Raw genomic sequence first — 18,319 nt, forward strand, 5'->3', positions numbered from 1 at the left:
GTAACATGGATAAAAGAAAACCAACTATTCAGAATATTGAAGTGAGTGACCACACCGCGGAGCTGTTGCTGCGTATGGATGCTGACATCTTAGATTTCCAAGGTCATTTCAGTCACTTTCCTCTTTTACCCGGCGTCACTCAAATTGACTGGGCGTTGCTCTACGCCGTTCAATATTTGAACACCCCCAAGGTATTTAAAGGAATGGAAGTCATCAAATTTCAAGAGCCGATTCTGCCAAACGCCGACGTTTGTCTCTCACTCTCTTGGGACAATGAGCGCGAGAAATTGACCTTTAAGTACACATCGAAAAACGGTGAAACCTTGGTGACTCACTCTTCAGGCAAAATGAAACTGGGTGAGTCACGTGAGTGATTACCGTCCCTGCTTTTTAATTCCTTGCTACAACCACGGCAGCACAATTGCAGACGTGGCTGCGTCGTTATCCTCTTTCGATTTGCCAGTGCTGGTCGTGGACGACGGCAGCAATGAAGACACCAAACAAGCGCTTTCAGCATTGAGTGAGCAAGGGCTGATAAAACTGATTAGTCTGAGTGAAAACCGAGGCAAAGGTGGCGCGGTGATGGCTGGCCTACATCAAGCTCACCAGCTTGGTTTTACGCACACCATTCAAATCGACGCAGACGGTCAACACGACCTAGAAGCACTACCCAAATTGCTCAGCGCCAGCGAAACAAAACCAGATAACCTGATTTCTGGCCAACCGATATACGACGAGAGCGTACCTAAAGCCCGTCTGTATGGTCGCTACGCTACGCACGTTTGGGTGTGGATAGAAACCTTGTCACTGTCTATCAAAGACAGCATGTGCGGTTTCCGCGCCTACCCAGTGGCGAAAACGGTCGCCGTGTTGAACAAGTACAACATCGGCAAACGCATGGATTTTGATATCGAAATTCTGGTGCGAATGTACTGGGAAGGCGTCGATATTGATTTTGTTCCAACGCGCGTGATCTACCCTGAAGGTGGCATTTCCCACTTCGACGCATTGTGGGATAACGTCAAGATAAGCTGGATGCACACTCGCCTATTTTTTGGCATGTTGCCGCGTATACCCTCGCTACTCGCCAGAAAGCGCCGTCACACAGACGACAGCAATGCCCACTGGTCGAAACGAAAAGAACAAGGCACGATTTTAGGCATCAAAACCTTGCTCGCGGTTTACCGCTTGTTCGGTAGAAAAGCGTTCGACCTGATTTTAAAGTTAGTCATGCGCTACTACCACTTCACGGGTAAATCTGCCCGCGAAGCGTCTGAGATTTACCTGCAAAACTTGCAGCGCTACGCAGCGCAGCAGAACATCGCACTGCCAAAACAGTTGGACAGCTATCATCATCTGCTTTCTTTTGGGCGAACCATGCTCGACAAACTAGCAGCATGGCAAGGTGACTTTAATGTCGACAACCTAACCATTCACGGCCAACATCATTTCGAAGAGATGGCGCAAAAAAAACAAGGCGTGCTCATTTTGGGCTCGCACCTTGGCAACATCGAACTCTGCCGCGCGCTTGGTCGTCGACACTCTCATGTCAAAATCAATGCCTTGGTATTTACCCAACACGCTGAACAATTTAATGCGGTAATGAAGGCGGTAAACCCAAATTCGGAACTGAATCTGATTCAAGTCAGCTCAATGGGACCAGACACCGCGATTCTCCTTCAACAAAAAATCGAGCAAGGCGAATGGGTGGTGATCGTTGGCGATCGCACGTCTACCAGCAAAGAAAATCGTGTCGTTTGGGCAAATTTTCTTGATAAACCTGCACCATTCCCGCAAGGCCCATTCATGCTGGCCTCGGTATTAAAAGCGCCGGTTTACCTACTCTTCGGCCTACGCGACGATGAAGCAAACACTCCGCATTTTAATGTGTACTTTGAACACTTTAGTGACCAAATCACGCTACCGCGCAAGGAGCGTCAGCAGGCACTAGAACACGTGGTTCAACAGTACGCACACAGATTAGAACACCACACACTGCAAGCGCCGTTACAGTGGTACAACTTTTTTAACTTCTGGACTTTAAGTAATCAGCCACATGACAAACAACCATAATCACAACATCACTTTTGGTGCCCAATCTTTAACCATCGAAGATGTCGTTGCCATTGCTCAAGGAGCAAAGGCAAACATGAACACCTCGCCAGAATTTACCGCGAAAATTGATCGTGGCGTGGCGTTTCTGGAACGATTACTGAAAGAAGAAGGCGTTATTTACGGCGTGACTACGGGTTACGGAGATTCATGTACTGTGGCGATTCCACCCGCTCTTGTGGATGAACTTCCGTTGCACCTTACGCGCTTCCATGGCTGTGGCTTAGGTCAAATCCTTTCTCATGAGCAAGCTCGCGCGGTGTTGGCGACACGTTTATGTTCATTGTCGCAAGGCGTATCTGGCGTGTCTCACGATCTGTTGAACCAAATCGTTACGCTTATCAATCACGACATTGCGCCGCGTATTCCACAAGAAGGCTCGGTGGGCGCAAGCGGCGATTTAACGCCTCTGTCTTACCTAGCGGCGACCTTAATTGGCGAGCGTGAAGTGCTTTACAAAGGCGATGTGCGACCAACACAAGAAGTGTTTGCAGAGCTGGGCATTGAGCCAATTCGCCTAAAACCAAAAGAAGGTTTGGCGTTAATGAACGGTACATCCGTGATGACTGCCCTCGCCTGTCTTGCCTACAAACGCGCAGAATACCTAGCGCAGCTTTGCACCAAGATTACCGCGATGGTTTCTGTGGGTATGCAAGGTAATGACTTCCACTTTGATGAAGCGTTGTTTGCGGTAAAACCTCACCCTGGTCAACAGCAAGTTGCGGCTTGGCTGCGTGATGATCTCAATGCTGAACGTCCGCCACGCAATAGCGACCGACTGCAAGATCGCTACTCGCTGCGTTGCGCGCCACACGTAATAGGCATGGTGCAAGACTCACTGCCTTGGCTACGTCAATTGATCGAGAATGAACTAAATAGTGCCAACGACAATCCAATTATCGATGGCGACAACGAGCGCGTTCTGCACGGCGGTCACTTCTACGGTGGTCATATCGCAATGGCGATGGATACGTTGAAAGTGAACATTGCCAACTTAGCTGATTTGCTGGATCGTCAGATGGCGCAATTGATGGATTACAAGTTCAATAACGGCCTGCCGTTTAACTTAACCGGTGCAGAAGGCGAGCGTAAACCGATCAACCACGGCTTTAAAGCGGTTCAGATTGGTATCTCAGCTTGGACGGCAGAAGCGTTGAAAAACACCATGCCAGCGAGCGTTTTTTCTCGCTCAACCGAATGTCACAACCAAGACAAAGTGAGCATGGGCACCATTGCGGCTCGTGATTGCCTACGCGTACTTGAGTTAACAGAGCAAGTTGCTGCGGCTTCACTCCTAGCAAGCGTTCAAGCGGTTGAGATTCGTCGCCGTCATAACGAATTGGACGAACACCACATGAGTCAGAGTTTGCGAGTAATTCGTGACGCCGTACTGAGCGAGTTTAAGTTTGTGATTGAAGATCGCCCGTTAGAACAAGATTTGCGTCATTTCATTGAACGCATTCAGCAACGTCATTGGCCACTCTACGCGGAGGTATAATGCAAGAGCAGGTTCTCTACCCATTAGAAGCGGAGGTGACTATGGTCACCTCATTCCAAGATGCTGACCCGATGGGCGTGATATATCACGGCAACTTCTTTCGGTATTTTGAAGAAGCGCGTCGTGTGCTGATGGAGAAGATCCAATACAGCTATCGCGATATGCAAGACTCTGGGTACATGTGGCCGATCATCGACACGCGCGTTAAATACGTCAAGGCGATTCCGTTTAATCACACCATTCGCATTACCGCGCAACTCACTGAGTGGGAAAACCGCTTACGTGTGGATTACGTGATTTACGACGCCGAAACGAATCAACGTATGTGCAAAGCGCATACAACGCAAGTCGCCGTATCCATTGAAAAGCAAGAGATGTGCTTTGTGTCTCCAGCAGTCTTTTTAGATAAAGTAGAGCAATGGCACAACCATGGGAGCCTGAACTAATGCAAAAGTGGTTACTCTCTTTTTTGCTGATATTTTCTGTTCCAGCACTGGCCACACCTACAGCAAATGTAACGGATTTGGCATCGCTTCAACAGCAGTTGTCTCAGCATGAAATCGTACGCGGAGATTTTACGCAGCAGCGTCATCTGGAAATGTTTAGTCAACCTTTAACCTCTAAAGGTCAGTTCACACTGAGCAAAACACATGGCTTGTTGTGGCAACAAACAGAACCTTTCGCAGTCAATTTGGTATTGACGGAAAACAAACTTCGTCAGACTTTTGCCGACCAAGCTCCGAAAACGATCTCTGCACAAGAAAACCCAATGGCGTTCTACTTTAGCCATGTGTTTTTATCCGTGTTCCACGGGGATACTTCTGCACTGCAAGAACAATTCACACTCAATTTTTCAGTTGAGAACAATCAATGGCAGCTCGTTTTAGTGCCAAAACAGTCGCCATTAAATGCGGTGTTTAAAGCCATCACCCTTTCCGGTAAAACGCACATTGATCGCCTAACCCTACAAGAGCTGCGTGGCGATAAGACCGAAATCACGTTTACGAACCAGACCTCTCTACCTCAGGAACTCACGGATGCCGAAGACGCTCAATTCCGTTTCTAAACTCAGTCTCGGCACTCACACCTTTGCTATTGTTTGGCTCAATCTCGTTGTTTTAGCGGGCGCGTTGCTACTCAAACAATGGGTTTGGAGTGCAGAATCTCCGATTGAGACCAACATTTTAAAACTGTTGCCGAAGAACCAACAAAACCCGGTGGCTGAGCAAGCCTTTGAGTCGGTCTCGGCAAGTATGAGCGACAAAGTCATTTTCGTGATCACAGCGCCGGACAAAAATGCCCTTTTTGCAGCGGCTGCAGAGTTTGATAAGGGGTTACGCCAAAGTAATCATTTTCGCGATGTGGTAGGAAAAATCTCACCTCAAGAACAGCAAGCTTGGGCGAGTTACTACTTTAAGCACCGCTTCCAATTGCTGACGCCTGAACAACGAGAGCGTTTAAGCCAAAATCCAGAACAGCAAGTGCAGCATGTGATTCAGTCTCTGTACAACCCGTTTTCTGGGGTGACTGGGCAAGAGTTACAAAATGATCCTTTCTTGCTATTTCGTGATTATTTAAGCCAAGTTACCCAGCAATCGTCCTCTTTCCGATTGGATAACGGCTATCTGTCCGTCGAAAAAGACGGTGCTCAATACTTGCTTATTACTGCTGAGCTAAAAGACTCTCCTTATAGCCTAACTGGGCAGCTTGCAGTCCCTGATATTCAAGCGCTAGAACAAAGCGTCGCGCAGAAATATGGCGCTGAAGTCGCACATACTGGCGTTCTATTTTACGCCGACTTTGGTACGCAAAGTGCAAAATCGGAGATCAGCACCATCGGTGTGTTCTCTCTGCTCGGTATCATTGCATTGTTCGTGTTGGTCTTTCGTAGTGTGATGCCACTGTCTCTGGCGCTGCTTTCCATCACCATTGGTTTGCTCGTTGCGTTGTCCGTTACGACGTGGATTTTTGGAAAAGTCCATCTGTTCAGCTTAGTGTTTGGCGCAAGTTTAATCGGCGTGTCTATCGACTACGCATTCCACTACCTAACCGAACGCCTTGCGGCGGGAAATGAATGGGATAGCGAGCAAGGGTTAAAGCATATTTTCATAGCGATCACACTTGGCTTAATCACCAGTTTGATCGGCTATTTGGGCATGTTAGCGGCACCGTTTCCTGGTTTGCAGCAGCTTGCGCTGTTTTCATCCATTGGTCTGATTGCCGCTTACATCACCGTGGTGGCTTGGTATCCGATACTGGCTCGTAACCCATCGCGCTCCATTTCGAATTTACCGGGACAATCACTGTTGGCGAAATGGTTAACGCTTTGGAATCAACCTCGAATTAAAATCGGATTACCGATGTTATGTGTGGTTGCGAGTGGCTTTTTCTTGCTGCAATTGAACTACGATGACGACATTCGTCTGCTGCAAACGATGCCGAAAGATCTCAAGCAGCAAGAAACCTTGATTACGACGCTCAGTGGCATGCAATCTTCGCAGCAAATGTTGGTCGTTACCGCCGACGATGACGAAAACCTAATGAAAAAGCTGGAGTCTTTGACGCCAGCTTTAGAAGCGTGGAAAGCAGACAGCACCATCGAAAGCTACCAGAGTCTGAGCCGCTACTTGAGCTCAGTTGAACGTCAGCAACAAGACTATCAATTGATTCACGACCTTTACGCGACACAATCCAGCCCACTTGCATCCGGACTGGGCTTAAATAAAAAGCCGAAAATGGACGCCGACTTTATCCCTGTCACGGTTGATCAGTACTTGCAAAACCCGGTATCAGCACCTGTGCGTTTTCTCCATTTGGGGAAGATCAAAGGAAAATCGGCAACGGTAGTGGTGCTAAACCAATTGCAAGACTCCGCCGTTGTTAAGTCGTTTGCCAAATCGCAGTCTGATGTTGTCTACCTAAACAAAGCAGAAGAAATTTCCGCCCTATTTGGTGAATACCGAATCAAAATCATGGAGCTATTGGTAGCCGCCAGTACTGTGATCTTTCTGGTGTTAATCAAGCGGTACGGTCTGCAACACAGTTGGCGAGTTTTACTGCCATCATTGATTGCTTGCGCGTGCGGTCTGGCAACTGCTGTCGCGATGGGAACAACATTAAACCTGTTCAACTTGCTTGGCTTGGTGCTCATTCTTGGTATCGGGATCGATTACACTCTGTTCTTTGCCGAGAAAGCCCGCAGCGTGAGCACACTATTGGCGATCACCCTTTCGGCAATAACCACTGTGCTGTCATTTGGGTTGCTGTCACTCAGCCAAACTCACGCGATTCACAGTTTCGGCATTACGGTGTTAAGTGGTATTTTTGTCGCTTGGCTGCTCTCTCCGATTGCGATTAAAACAGAGGAAACGACGTCATGATTTTTAACCATGCTTTTCGCTGCGCGACGTTAATCGCACTGAGTCTGTTTTTAAGTGCATGTAGCTTGGTACCTCACCAATCGACGCCTCAAGTCGATATTGCTGAGAACACCCAAGTTAACTTACCGACTCCAGCCAGCTTAGGTTACCAGCTGGCTGCCAGCCAATTGATTACGGCCTCTTGGGTAATTGATGGCAAACCCACATCTGAGCAACTTCCGGTGCAACTGCAAGTGACTAGCAACGAAGTGGTACTGGCAGGCTTCTCATCTTGGGGGACGCGAGTGCTCTCGTTGTCTTACGATGGAGAACAAATCCAAACCGAAGTGCTCAACGGTTTGCAAGGTACGCTACCGCAGCCAGAACAGGTATTATTTAACCTGATGATCACGCTCTGGCCGAGTTCCGCTTGGGAAGGGTCGTTAAATGAGGTAAGGTGGCAAATGATTGATAAAAATAATTCTCGCGCCATCTTTGATAGCGACGGTGAAAAGATCATTGAGATTCAATACAGTTCTTCTAACAAATTAGAGGGTAAGATTGATTTTCACCACCTCAAGCATCAGTTTTCAATTTCTATTCAGACACTGCAACATCAGATTAATTAAGAACAATTTAGAACAACAATATGCCTAATCGCTCTCCTCAACCTTTGTATATTCAGGCCTGTGGTTTCCACTCCGCAATGGGACAAGATGACGTCATCATCCACCAGTGTTTATCGGGAGCGAAACCATCCAACATGGTGGTTGACCAAGACATTTTGAATTCAGGCCGACAAACAGTAATCGGTCGAATTGCACAGCCGTTACCGCAATTACCACCAGCTTTCAGCCGGTTTGATACAAGAAACAACCGCCTCGCACTTTCGGCTTTGCAGCAAATCGAAAGCGACGTGCATAACGCCATTGCTGAATATGGTCGTGACCGTATCGCAGTCGTGATCGGCACCAGCACATCTGGCATTTCAGATGGCGAAATCGCGTTTGGAGAGAAGCTGGCAAACGGCGAGTTTCCTGCCGACTACCATTACACCAAACAAGAGCTTGGCAACTGCAGCGATTTTATTGCCGCCTACTTTGATTTGAGCGGCCCACATTACTCAGTTTCAACCGCCTGTTCTTCTAGTGGTCGTGTCTTTTTAACCGCGCAACGCCTGATTCGCTCTGGTATTGTTGATGCGGTCATTGTGGGTGGCGTGGATACCATTTGTCGCCTAACGCTAAACGGCTTTAACGGTTTAGAAGCCCTATCCGATACTCTTTGCAAACCGTTTGACCAACATCGCAACGGCATCAATATCGGCGAAGCCGCAGCATTAATGTTGCTAAGCAAAACACCCGCGCCTGTTGCCCTTCTCGGAGTTGGCGATAGCTCAGACGCACACCACATTTCCGCACCACACCCAGAAGGGTTAGGCGCAGAAGAAGCGATGAAAAAAGCGTTGGCCAATGCAGGACTAACAGCACAAGACATTGGTTACATCAACGCGCATGGTACCGCAACGCCGTTAAATGATGCGATGGAAAGCAAAGCCATCCACCGCTGCTTTGGTGACTCCGTTCCTGTGAGCTCTACAAAGCCACTTACCGGACACACATTAGGCGCTGCAAGTACAACGGAAGCCGCTATCGCTTGGCATATTCTCAAGTACAACCTTGACTTGCCAATGCAACACTGCGAAACCAAGGCAGACGATATCCATATATCGTTAGTTGAGACGCCAACCAAACTTGGCAACAAAGCGATTCTCAGCAACTCTTTTGCTTTTGGTGGCAACAATATTAGTCTTATTTTTGGTTACGCTCATGACTAAACTTCCTCCCATCGAACAACTTTTGCCACACGACAAACCAATGATCTTGGTTGATCGTGCTATAGATGTTCAACAAGATACGATTCATTGTCAGGTTGATATCGCAGAACACAACCCGTTCTTCGACTCGGCCTCTCAAACCGTGCCTGCTTACGTTGGCATTGAGTTTATGGCGCAATCTGTCGCGGCGTGGTCTGGTTACCACGCATTAATGAAAGAACAAGCGCCACCAATTGGCTTTTTGCTTGGTAGCCGTCGATACACGTCTGAATGCGATGCGTTTTCTCGCGGACAAGTGCTCGATGTGTATGCCGAAAAAGTCATGGAAGATAACGGTATGGCGGTATTTTCTGCCCGTATTGAGCTACAAGGAACTGTTGTAGCGACTTGCCAATTGAACGTTTACGTTCCATCAGAAGAAAAATTACAAGAAATGAAAATCAGGAGTCAACAATGACCCGACAAGTCCTCGTTACAGGTGCCAGCAAAGGCATCGGTAAAGCCATTGCCGTTCAATTAGCCAAAGATGGTTTCCAAATCATCGTCCATTACATGGGCGATCAACAAGGCGCACAAAATACCCTAGACACCATCGAACAACATGGTGGTAGCGGTCGTCTTATCCAATTCGACATCAGTGACCGTGCAGATTGTCGTGAGAAGCTAGAAGCCGATATCGCCGAACACGGCGCTTACTATGGCGTCGTGAACAACGCTGGCATCACAAAAGATACCGCTTTCCCTGCGATGACCGAAGAAGAATGGGATGGCGTGATTCATACCAACCTAGATAGCTTCTACAACGTTCTTCACCCTTGTGTTATGCCAATGGTGCAAAAGCGCAAAGGCGGCCGAATTGTTACCCTTGCATCAGTCTCTGGCCTAATGGGTAATCGTGGCCAAACCAACTACAGCGCAGCAAAAGCGGGCGTAATTGGTGCAACAAAATCACTCGCACTTGAACTGGCAAAACGAAAAATCACCGTTAACTGCGTTGCACCGGGACTTATCGACACAGGCATGGTAGACGAACACGTAAAAGAACACGCGATGCCGCAAATTCCTTTGCGCCGCATGGGAGAACCAGAAGAAGTCGCTGGTTTAGTCAGTTACCTTATGTCTGACATCGCAGGCTATGTAACTCGCCAAGTCATTTCGGTAAACGGAGGCCTAGTATGAACCGTCGAGTTGTTGTAACCGGAATGTCGGGTGTGACTGCGTTTGGTAACGATTGGCAATCTGTCGAGCCAAAACTGCGTGACTGCCAGAACGCGACGCAATACATGCCTTCTTACGAACAGTATGATGGTTTGAACACCAAGCTCGCGGCACCAATTTTAGATTTTGAACTGCCAAAGCACTACAAGCGCAAGCAAGTACGCGGCATGGGGCGTGTTTCTAAATTGGCGACCGTCGCAACAGAAAACGCACTGAGCCAAGCAGGTTTGATTGGTAACGACGTACTCACCAACGGTCAAACGGGTATCGCATACGGCTCATCAACAGGCAGTACTGACGCAATCGGCGCATTTGGTGTCATGCTGAATGAGAAAACCACGAAAGCGATCACCGCAACGACTTACGTGCAGATGATGCCGCATACCACAGCAGTGAACGTTGGTCTATTTTTCGGTTTGAAAGGCCGAGTGATCCCAACCAGCAGTGCATGTACCTCGGGCAGTCAAGCAATCGGCTACGCCTACGAAGCAATCAAACATGGCTACCAAACGGTAATGGTTGCTGGTGGCGCTGAAGAACTGTGCCCAACGGAATCCGCTGTCTTCGATACCCTTTTTGCCACCAGTCTGAAGAATGAAGACCCGAAAAGCACACCAAGACCTTATGACTCCGATCGCGATGGTTTGGTGATTGGTGAAGGTGCGGGAACGCTGGTTCTGGAAGAGTACGAACACGCCGTCGCTCGTGGCGCGAAAATCTATGCAGAAATCATCGGTTTTGCCAGCAACTGTGATGCCGCACACGTCACTCAACCACAGATGGAAACCATGCAAATCTGTATGGAAATGGCTTTGCAAAACGCGGGGATTACTGCTGAGAAGATCGACTATGTATCTGCTCACGGCACTGCCACCGACCGCGGTGATATTGCAGAAAGCAACGCAACAGCGAATGCTCTGGGCAAAGTGCCAATCAGTTCACTCAAGAGCTACTTTGGCCACACACTAGGCGCCTGTGGCGCAATTGAAGCGTGGCTAGGTTTAGAAATGATGCACACGGGTTGGTTCAACCCAACGCTCAACCTAGAAAACCTTGACGAGCAATGTGGCGATTTAGACTACATTGCCGGACAAGGCCGAGAGCTGGACGTGAAATATTTGATGAGTAACAACTTCGCCTTTGGCGGCATCAACACCTCCATCATCTTTAAAAAGATGTAATGCCCTTAGTAAATGCAAAAGCGCTGGTTAACCAGCGCTTTTTTGTTAGTTACCAATCAAACTTCATTTATCACGAGGTAATAGCAAACGAGATATTACCATTCCGCGATACACAGGCGACTTTTAACACCACGAATTTGTAATCCCATCGCTTCAAAGACATGCTCAAAATCTTGGCAAGATGCTGGCACATTAGGTAGCGACAATGAAGCCTCAGTGAAAAATGTCCGACTCAAAGTATCCGTCTCTCCCCACGCTAACTGCCACCAATCCAAAATTCGCGGCTTGGATGCGTTTAATCGATAGCTAGCAGGAATACGATCACGTTTGTTCAGGTTTTCAGCCTTAGAAGTTGGTAGCAAGTTCCACTTATCATTGTTAGGCCAATAAGCAAAAGGCAAACAGTGATCAACGTGATACTCATTTCGTAATTTGCTTCCACTCCATACACTGACAATGTCGCAATGGCTGAGCTTCAACTGTTCAATTCTCTTTCGCACCACTCGCGTATCATGGTCTTTATCAATCCAGACCAAACAATCGTGATACGTTTGCAGTGGAATACTCCGCTCTTGATTAGACCGAAATCGTTGCATTTCCATAATCCACTGGTTGACTACCAGCGGCTCAATCCAAGAGTTATACAATCGAAAACAATCCCAAAGGCTTTCATCCAACACAAACAGCCCATAGCTTTCGAGGAACTCGCTATCCACAACAATTGAACTTTTTGGCTTCTTAGCTGAACGAATCATTTCAAAGTAAGGGTTTGATTTATCGCCCTGATAGGTAAAGGTGACGGGGCCATCTTTTATGGTTTTTAAGCTGTCTTTTATTGCTTTATCCAGCGCAACTGCATCTTCACCAAAAAATGTCGCGCCTATAGCAAGATCATCAGGGCTTAAATGGGAAAGTCTGCCCCAACCATCGGGTTTTATAAAACCTAGTCCTTTAGACGAGTTCGAGTTCTGCTGGATGTTCTCTTTATCGATTAAACGCTTAAATTGACGAATCCAATATAAGCCGACTAATCCTAATGGGATGGCAACTTTACCTTCACTACGATCAACCACTGCACCAGAATGAGCATCTGCAATTCGTAGTAAAGTACGCAGTAGTGCGAGTTTATAGGTAGCCGATTTGAAATCATTGACGATAATGTGACGAACCTTATTCAGATCACCAGAACCATCATCAGGCAAAGACATAACTACAGTTTGCCAAGATACACCTGTTCGCTGTAACTGGTCATCATCGAGAGATACGTTTCTCACCATTAACGCGCTATTCTTTGCAAACTTTTCAAGCTCTTCAACCGATACCGGATAAGCTTTACGGCCATCAGAAAAGTCACCGTGACGAAGGCTAATCACCAATCGACCATTGGGCGCTAGCAAATTCGCAAGTTTTCGAAATGCGCGTTCACGGTGCGTAGGTGCAAGATGCATCCATACCGCACTGACAAGAATTAAATCGAAGCGAAAGCCAAGATTAATGGTTTTCTCAAGCTTAGGTAACCCATCTTCAAGCCAAGTAACTGAATCACCACAGTAAGACTTACCAAATCTCAGAAGCGCTTGAGCAGGTTCAATCGCAATAACTTCACATCCATGTGCAGCCATCCATTTAGCGTCTCGACCAGAGCCAGCCCCAACATCTAAGACGCGATCTCTGGCTTGAGGCCAGAAAGCTCTCCAGCTCGCATGGACATCCTCAAACTTGAGCGAAGTGTATTGCTCCGCTAAACAATCTGCGTGTTGTTCATAAAATCTAGACGTGGCAGGCATAAAGATAAACAGGAAAGCAACCAATATGAGCTCATGTTAATTGCTAGAGATTGCAATAGCTATAATCTCAGTCAAAAGTTGTAGGTGACGTAGCGACTAATATCGAATGTTCTAAAACGACAAAGCCCCGACAACTCAAAGAGTTATCGGGGCTTTTGAATAAATGGCACGCCCTATTGGATTCGAACCAATGACCACATCCTTAGAAGTGATATTGTTACAGAGTCGCATTTAATTACTAAAGATTACATAAGTAATAAAAATCAATAATTTACAAAACGAAACCTCAAGTACTATATCATTTACGATTACATTTAACTACACTAAACCACCACCTTACTTGACTAACAACTTGACTAGTTTTAATGTTAGTCAAGTTACTCTTGTTTTGTATGAAGGTGCGCATGTTAACCGTTAAAGAAGTTAAAGGACTAAGACCAAGAAAGTCTCCTTACTACACTTGGGAAAAATCAGGTGAGAGAGGCAAAGGTCGTCTCGGAGTTCAAGTCATGCCCTCGGGTTCAATCAACTTTAAGTTCCGCTACTTCAAAGACTCAAAAGCTCAATTTATATCTCTTGGGAAATTTCCAGGTATGACCCTTTCCCATGCCCGTGATCTGTGCAAAGAATACAGTGACCTATTATCTCAAGGAATCGACCCAAAAGCCGAGCTAAAGTACCGAGCTGAAGAAAAAGCTCGAGAAGAGCGTGAAGCAAACGAACTTGGTAGCTTTGAGCAATTAATCACACTCCATGCTGAACACAAGAGAATTGAAGGAAAGCGAACTTATCAAGATGAAATGAAAAAAATTGTAGATAACGTATTTCCTTACTTAGATATCAAACGTAAGGCGAAGGATTTTAAAGCTGAAGATTTTATCTACATATTAGCGGTTCCGATTGAAGCTGGGTATGCCGCTAAAAGCAACAAAATACGTTCTATCCTTCATGCCGCTTTCAACTTTGGTCGCTTCTATGACAGTGATCCTGCTTACAAAAACCGTAATACAAAATTTGGTATTTCAGGAAATCCTATCGCAGACATACCTAAGCAGACGTGGGCAGAAAAAGCGGGGACACATTTCTTAAGCTGGGAAGAAGTCGAACGACTACTCTGGGATATGGATCATCGATACGAAGACCTCGATTTAGCTTATCAAACTCGCCAAGTAATAAAACTTTGCTTCTATCTTGGAGGGCAGCGACCATACGAAATCGTAACGCTTGAGTGGCGTGATATTAACTTCAAAGATAAGTACCTAACTGTTCAACAAGGCAACTTTAAAACTAACATTCCCCACGTGATTCCCTTGACCACAACAGCGATCAAAATCCTTCAAGAGTTAAAGGATAATGCAACCCAAGATAGTCCATACGTCTTTTATAAGAAAACGGAACATCTTGAGCACATGCCCACAAACACAATTGCTCAAGCGCTCTTAACTTATAAATCCCGAACAAAAGAGATTAGACCTTTCATCGGCAGAGACTTTAGAAGAACAGTAAAAACTCTCGGTGCAACAATAAAGCTGTCAAAAGAAATTCGAGATCGCATACAAGGTCACGCATTCTCTGATGTTTCCTCAAAACACTACGATATGTATGAATACCTAGATGAAAAAAGAGCTGCCTTGGAAGCTTGGGAAAAGGCATTGAATGAACGTCTAGGCATGCTCAAGTGCGCAAATGACATATAACTTTCCAACTATCTAGCTCTTTATACACATTGGACTAATCATCCAATGTGATCTTTATTAAGTGCCAGCTCATAGTAAACACGGTTTTGACCCCTTTCAATTCAGGATGTTTTTCCATCAAACTTTGCGGAAAGTCGTTTGACCTACATTTTCTAATCAGTGTGGTGTCTATTGTTCTGGGTTCCTGCCAGTTTGTCTGTCTAATGAAGCTTTCTCGCCATTAGTTAAATTGACGAAATAAAGATCTTTGTTTATTTTAATATGAACACTTACCGATTCACTCACGCTACGTGAACACTAGTATTAATAGTCAAGGTAACCAAACAGGTAGAAGACTAGGGGCAGCTCCCATTACTAGTTGATGAGATCTCAATAGAGCCATTGTGAATCCTAATTGAAGTTATCCTATAAGGGAGGCTTCGCTGGCTGTCTTGAGCTAAAAAAGCACTCAGCATGTAATTAGGATATTACTATGCCTATAAAAACACTCCACACTTCTTCTGAAGCTAAAAAACACTACAAAAGCATCTCTTACGAAACCCTATTAGCAAGCTGGCTATTGCAAGATGGTTGGGAAGTATTTATGCCCATGATCGATCATGGCATGAAGACCGATGTGCTTATTTCTGACGGGAACAAATTCTACCGAATTCAAGTGAAGTCAGTAGAATGCTTCGATGAAAACACCGTTGTTACTGACCAATGGCAGAATGCACAGATTGATTACGTAATATATTTCTCAAGATGTTCAAATTGGGGATACATTGCGCCGCCTTTTAGGGGAAAGAGGAAGGTTAATCACCCCAAGCATGTAAGGTTTCACCAACACCCCAAGAACTTTCTCAAAGCTTTTGGTCGGGTTTAATAAACTCTACTTAGGATGAAATATCGTGAACAGTTGGTCTGTAACATATGACAGACTAACTTTGTTTGCGTATCGACAGAATCGCTTGGTGATCACAAATGGGAGCGCGGACTCTGTGACTCGAAAATGCCCCTTTATGAGTTTGCGCAATAAATCGCTGTTCAATCTAGCCAGAATGTCACCTTACATTTGCTTATGTCGCATCACGGAGCAGTAGTGCTCATTTTCTCCCAAACATAAGCAGAAGCGGCTTTCTTTACGAGCCGTTTGTGTCCGCATATTAATGCAATATCACCGAGAGATATCGAACTAGAAACTGTACAAATTATTCCCTCCCGAAAGAACGTGCTCGACCCGATCTTTCATTAGTTGGTAATTTTCTTCTACCGAACGGCCATGCTTTTCTGATGTATCGACCTCTACAATTGGAATATCAAACCATTCAAAAACTTTGTGATATGCTGATTCAACACTATTATTTTGCGTAACCGCATCGCCGTACCACTGAACTGTACCACCTCTGGTCTCTATTCTGTTGTTTATTGTTTCAATATCGGCTTTAACAAAAATGATCACTTCTGGAAGAAGTATTTTTTTATTAATTCTAAGTGTGTCAAAAATTTTTTTGACAATATCTTCTCCAAGCATAATTGTTTGGTAAGCCAAAGTTGAAAATATATATCTGTCTAATATGATATCTTCATCGTTTAATACTTTAGAAACCTCGTTACTCTTCAATAAATTATTTAACAAAAAAAATAGAAATGCACTCTCTTTTGACTCATAGGAGTCAATGACCTTTCTTAGATCATGAGCTTCAGGGACTACCGCATTATGAACGATAGTATTCATTTCTTTCGCATATAGAGAGCTTAATGTTGTTTTTCCACATGCATCTAACCCTTCAAAAACGATAAATTTATTCATCTGTTCCTCATCTAGTATTTTGTGATTATTTATAGCTCCTATAATAAGGAACCTAGATTTATTTTTTGTTAGTAGATTTATGAGATTTCTACAATATCTATATTGGTTTCTTTATATCTTGAAGCAAACGTAATTGGATTAAACTCTATTTGAGAAAGAGCTTTTTCCACACCGCATGAATTAATGCATTCGCTATATTTATACCCAGGTTTATTGGCAGTATTTTGGTAAAAGCAACCCTCTGGACTAATCATTAAGTATGATTCTGTCATAGTAGAATTAGACTCAGAATACATAGGTAACCCTAATCCACTATGTCTTTGAACAAAATTATCGAACTGTTCTTTGGAAATTAGTATTTCATTATCACCATAAGGCATGACCTGTAATACTTTCCATTTGTATGGTTTTAGACTAGAAATTAAATTAGAGAAATCCTCTTCCCAATTAAGACTATTAATTACAGTATTAATCTTTGTTTTGATTCCTGTTTGTGACTGTGTAAGGTTCGCTAGAGCATGTGTTAAATCATTAACACCAAAAGAGTTCCCTTTTCGATCGTTTCTTCCTATTTTCATACGTGTACTTAAGTACTGACTGTCAAAGCTGATTCCAATCATGTCTAAAGTATCTTTCGGCAACGGTGATTTTCCATGAATTAGGTAATGTCCATTAGTTATGATTGAGGTTTTAAATCCTTTTTGTTTTGCAAGAACCAAAGCGGTAACGAACGTATTTCCTAACATCATTGGTTCCCCTCCTGCAAAGTTAAGACGAACACTTTCGTACCCCAGCTTTTCTTTTAAGACTGGAGTGCCTTTGATGAAGTAGTCTGCTAGCTTATCCAATAAGTTAGCGATTGCCTGTTCTGAACGATGGAGTTCTTTGGGGCGGCCCCATTTTGCAAAACAGTATTTACAACTGTAATTGCAGACCTCTGTCATGTGCCAATTGATTACGAGTTCTTTTGTTTTTCTAGATTGTGTTGTTGTCATGCTTTTTATACTCAGGTATTCAGATGGCTTCAGTATGATAAAATCGGCTCTGTAGAAAAATGAAAAGCAACATCCCCCCCCATCAAATTTCTTTTTCTAGCGGAAAACGAAACAATAAAAGGACATTCAGTGGCTACTTTTCCAACCTTCGAATCGGTACTTCTTCAAATTGCTAAAGCGCTTGGCGCTAATAGTCAGATGACTTCAAAATCGAAAAGCACGTTTAAATATGTCGAGATGACGATGGATAATTTATCTAATACTTGGGAAAGTATTTTGGGTGATATAGCGGATGCTTTAGGGCTTGATGAAAGAGCGAAAGAAGACCTGATCTCCAATGTTGCAGATGATTACTTGATGCATAAGAACATCGAACTCAATGTTTATTCTTCAAAGGCGTCACAAAGAAAAATCGTTTGGCATTATTTAGCCAGGGTTATCATACCAGCTCTAGCGAGACATACGGTATTTTGGCAAATTGAATCAAAAATGGATGAGGGTATGCCTGGCGGACGGTTTTGGTATCTTCCTGCCGTAGACTCTACGATTGAACCTACGCAGCTTCTTCTCCCTGTACCGCAAGTCTTGAATTGGCTTATCGACTTAATCCAAAACACCAAAACATCTATTGCTAATAATTTAGACAACGATCTAGATAGTGATGATCAATACGAGAAAGTATTAAGGAATCTTTACAACTGGCAAAAAGGCACGAGCACCCCTGAAATATCAAGTATCGAGAAAACGTTTTCGGACAAAGTGAATATACAGTTTTGTGGCTGCTTTGAGCCTGATGAAAAGTCTTCGCAATTTGAACAGGCTCTGGAGTTTATTGAAAAAAAA

General features: G+C 44.8%; 16 protein-coding genes and 1 pseudogene. 14 read left to right on the forward strand and 3 right to left on the reverse strand.

Annotation, left to right across the window (positions count from 1 at the left end; genetic code table 11):
- Positions 1-5 precede the first annotated feature (5 nt).
- Genes ACF8CV_RS16195 through ACF8CV_RS16245 form a run of 11 tightly spaced genes read left to right on the forward strand, consistent with a single transcriptional unit; the run spans position 6 to position 11,205 of the window.
- Positions 6-374: a 3-hydroxyacyl-ACP dehydratase gene (locus ACF8CV_RS16195; RefSeq protein ID WP_138938250.1), complete on the forward strand. Its 369-nt coding sequence runs from the start codon at positions 6-8 to the stop codon at positions 372-374.
- On the forward strand, positions 367-2,073 hold the full coding sequence (locus ACF8CV_RS16200; RefSeq protein ID WP_171055961.1) for a glycosyltransferase: 1,707 nt from the start codon (positions 367-369) through the stop codon (positions 2,071-2,073). The genes ACF8CV_RS16195 and ACF8CV_RS16200 overlap by 8 nt, the downstream gene beginning before the upstream one ends.
- Positions 2,057-3,610: a histidine ammonia-lyase gene (gene hutH, locus ACF8CV_RS16205; protein ID WP_138938252.1), complete on the forward strand. Its 1,554-nt coding sequence runs from the start codon at positions 2,057-2,059 to the stop codon at positions 3,608-3,610. Before ACF8CV_RS16200 ends, hutH begins: the two co-directional genes overlap by 17 nt.
- Positions 3,610-4,056, forward strand: coding sequence for a thioesterase family protein (locus ACF8CV_RS16210; RefSeq protein ID WP_005388315.1), 447 nt, complete (start codon positions 3,610-3,612; stop codon positions 4,054-4,056). The genes hutH and ACF8CV_RS16210 overlap by 1 nt, the downstream gene beginning before the upstream one ends.
- Positions 4,056-4,676, forward strand: a complete 621-nt coding sequence (locus tag ACF8CV_RS16215; protein WP_029804365.1) for an outer membrane lipoprotein carrier protein LolA — start codon at positions 4,056-4,058, stop codon at positions 4,674-4,676. Before ACF8CV_RS16210 ends, ACF8CV_RS16215 begins: the two co-directional genes overlap by 1 nt.
- Complete coding sequence (locus tag ACF8CV_RS16220) at positions 4,648-6,990, forward strand: MMPL family transporter (RefSeq protein WP_138938253.1); 2,343 nt, start codon at positions 4,648-4,650, stop codon at positions 6,988-6,990. Before ACF8CV_RS16215 ends, ACF8CV_RS16220 begins: the two co-directional genes overlap by 29 nt.
- Positions 6,987-7,598, forward strand: coding sequence for a DUF3261 domain-containing protein (locus tag ACF8CV_RS16225; RefSeq protein WP_020904071.1), 612 nt, complete (start codon positions 6,987-6,989; stop codon positions 7,596-7,598). The genes ACF8CV_RS16220 and ACF8CV_RS16225 overlap by 4 nt, the downstream gene beginning before the upstream one ends.
- Before the next feature lie 20 nt (positions 7,599-7,618).
- Positions 7,619-8,806, forward strand: a complete 1,188-nt coding sequence (locus ACF8CV_RS16230) for a beta-ketoacyl-[acyl-carrier-protein] synthase family protein (RefSeq protein WP_208870987.1) — start codon at positions 7,619-7,621, stop codon at positions 8,804-8,806.
- Positions 8,799-9,263 (forward strand): hotdog family protein, encoded by a 465-nt coding sequence (locus ACF8CV_RS16235; RefSeq protein WP_017448726.1) that lies wholly within the window; start codon positions 8,799-8,801, stop codon positions 9,261-9,263. Before ACF8CV_RS16230 ends, ACF8CV_RS16235 begins: the two co-directional genes overlap by 8 nt.
- The gene (gene fabG / locus ACF8CV_RS16240) at positions 9,260-9,985 is read left to right on the forward strand and encodes a 3-oxoacyl-ACP reductase FabG (protein ID WP_017448727.1); all 726 of its coding nucleotides are present in this window, start codon (positions 9,260-9,262) and stop codon (positions 9,983-9,985) included. The genes ACF8CV_RS16235 and fabG overlap by 4 nt, the downstream gene beginning before the upstream one ends.
- Positions 9,982-11,205: a beta-ketoacyl-ACP synthase gene (locus tag ACF8CV_RS16245; RefSeq protein WP_017448728.1), complete on the forward strand. Its 1,224-nt coding sequence runs from the start codon at positions 9,982-9,984 to the stop codon at positions 11,203-11,205. The genes fabG and ACF8CV_RS16245 overlap by 4 nt, the downstream gene beginning before the upstream one ends.
- 95 nt (positions 11,206-11,300) lie before the next feature.
- Here the strand turns inward: ACF8CV_RS16245 and ACF8CV_RS16250 are convergent, their stop codons facing one another.
- Complete coding sequence (locus ACF8CV_RS16250) at positions 11,301-12,992, reverse strand: class I SAM-dependent methyltransferase (protein WP_138938311.1); 1,692 nt, start codon at positions 12,990-12,992, stop codon at positions 11,301-11,303.
- Between the two features lie 404 nt (positions 12,993-13,396).
- Between ACF8CV_RS16250 and ACF8CV_RS16255 the strand changes: the two genes are divergently transcribed.
- Both ACF8CV_RS16255 and ACF8CV_RS16260 read left to right on the forward strand, forming a co-directional pair.
- A complete protein-coding gene (locus ACF8CV_RS16255; protein ID WP_273992131.1) occupies positions 13,397-14,689 on the forward strand; it encodes a site-specific integrase in 1,293 nt (430 codons plus the stop codon).
- A gap of 472 nt (positions 14,690-15,161) precedes the next feature.
- Positions 15,162-15,554 carry a hypothetical protein gene (locus ACF8CV_RS16260; protein ID WP_273992130.1) on the forward strand — a complete coding sequence of 131 codons (393 nt, stop codon included), beginning with the start codon at positions 15,162-15,164 and terminating at the stop codon, positions 15,552-15,554.
- A 309-nt stretch (positions 15,555-15,863) separates the two neighbouring features.
- Here ACF8CV_RS16260 and ACF8CV_RS16265 read toward each other — a convergent pair whose 3' ends face one another.
- Positions 15,864-16,481 carry a deoxynucleoside kinase gene (locus tag ACF8CV_RS16265; protein ID WP_054395015.1) on the reverse strand — a complete coding sequence of 206 codons (618 nt, stop codon included), beginning with the start codon at positions 16,479-16,481 and terminating at the stop codon, positions 15,864-15,866.
- A 77-nt stretch (positions 16,482-16,558) separates the two neighbouring features.
- A complete protein-coding gene (locus tag ACF8CV_RS16270; RefSeq protein ID WP_054395014.1) occupies positions 16,559-17,476 on the reverse strand; it encodes a viperin family antiviral radical SAM protein in 918 nt (305 codons plus the stop codon).
- A gap of 129 nt (positions 17,477-17,605) precedes the next feature.
- Between ACF8CV_RS16270 and ACF8CV_RS16275 the strand changes: the two are divergent.
- Positions 17,606-18,319, forward strand: a pseudogene (locus ACF8CV_RS16275) (ankyrin repeat domain-containing protein); the annotation flags it as partial.

The sequence above is a fragment of the Vibrio sp. zbq_1 genome (assembly GCF_043102935.1).
GTDB classification, from domain to species: domain Bacteria; phylum Pseudomonadota; class Gammaproteobacteria; order Enterobacterales; family Vibrionaceae; genus Vibrio; species Vibrio parahaemolyticus.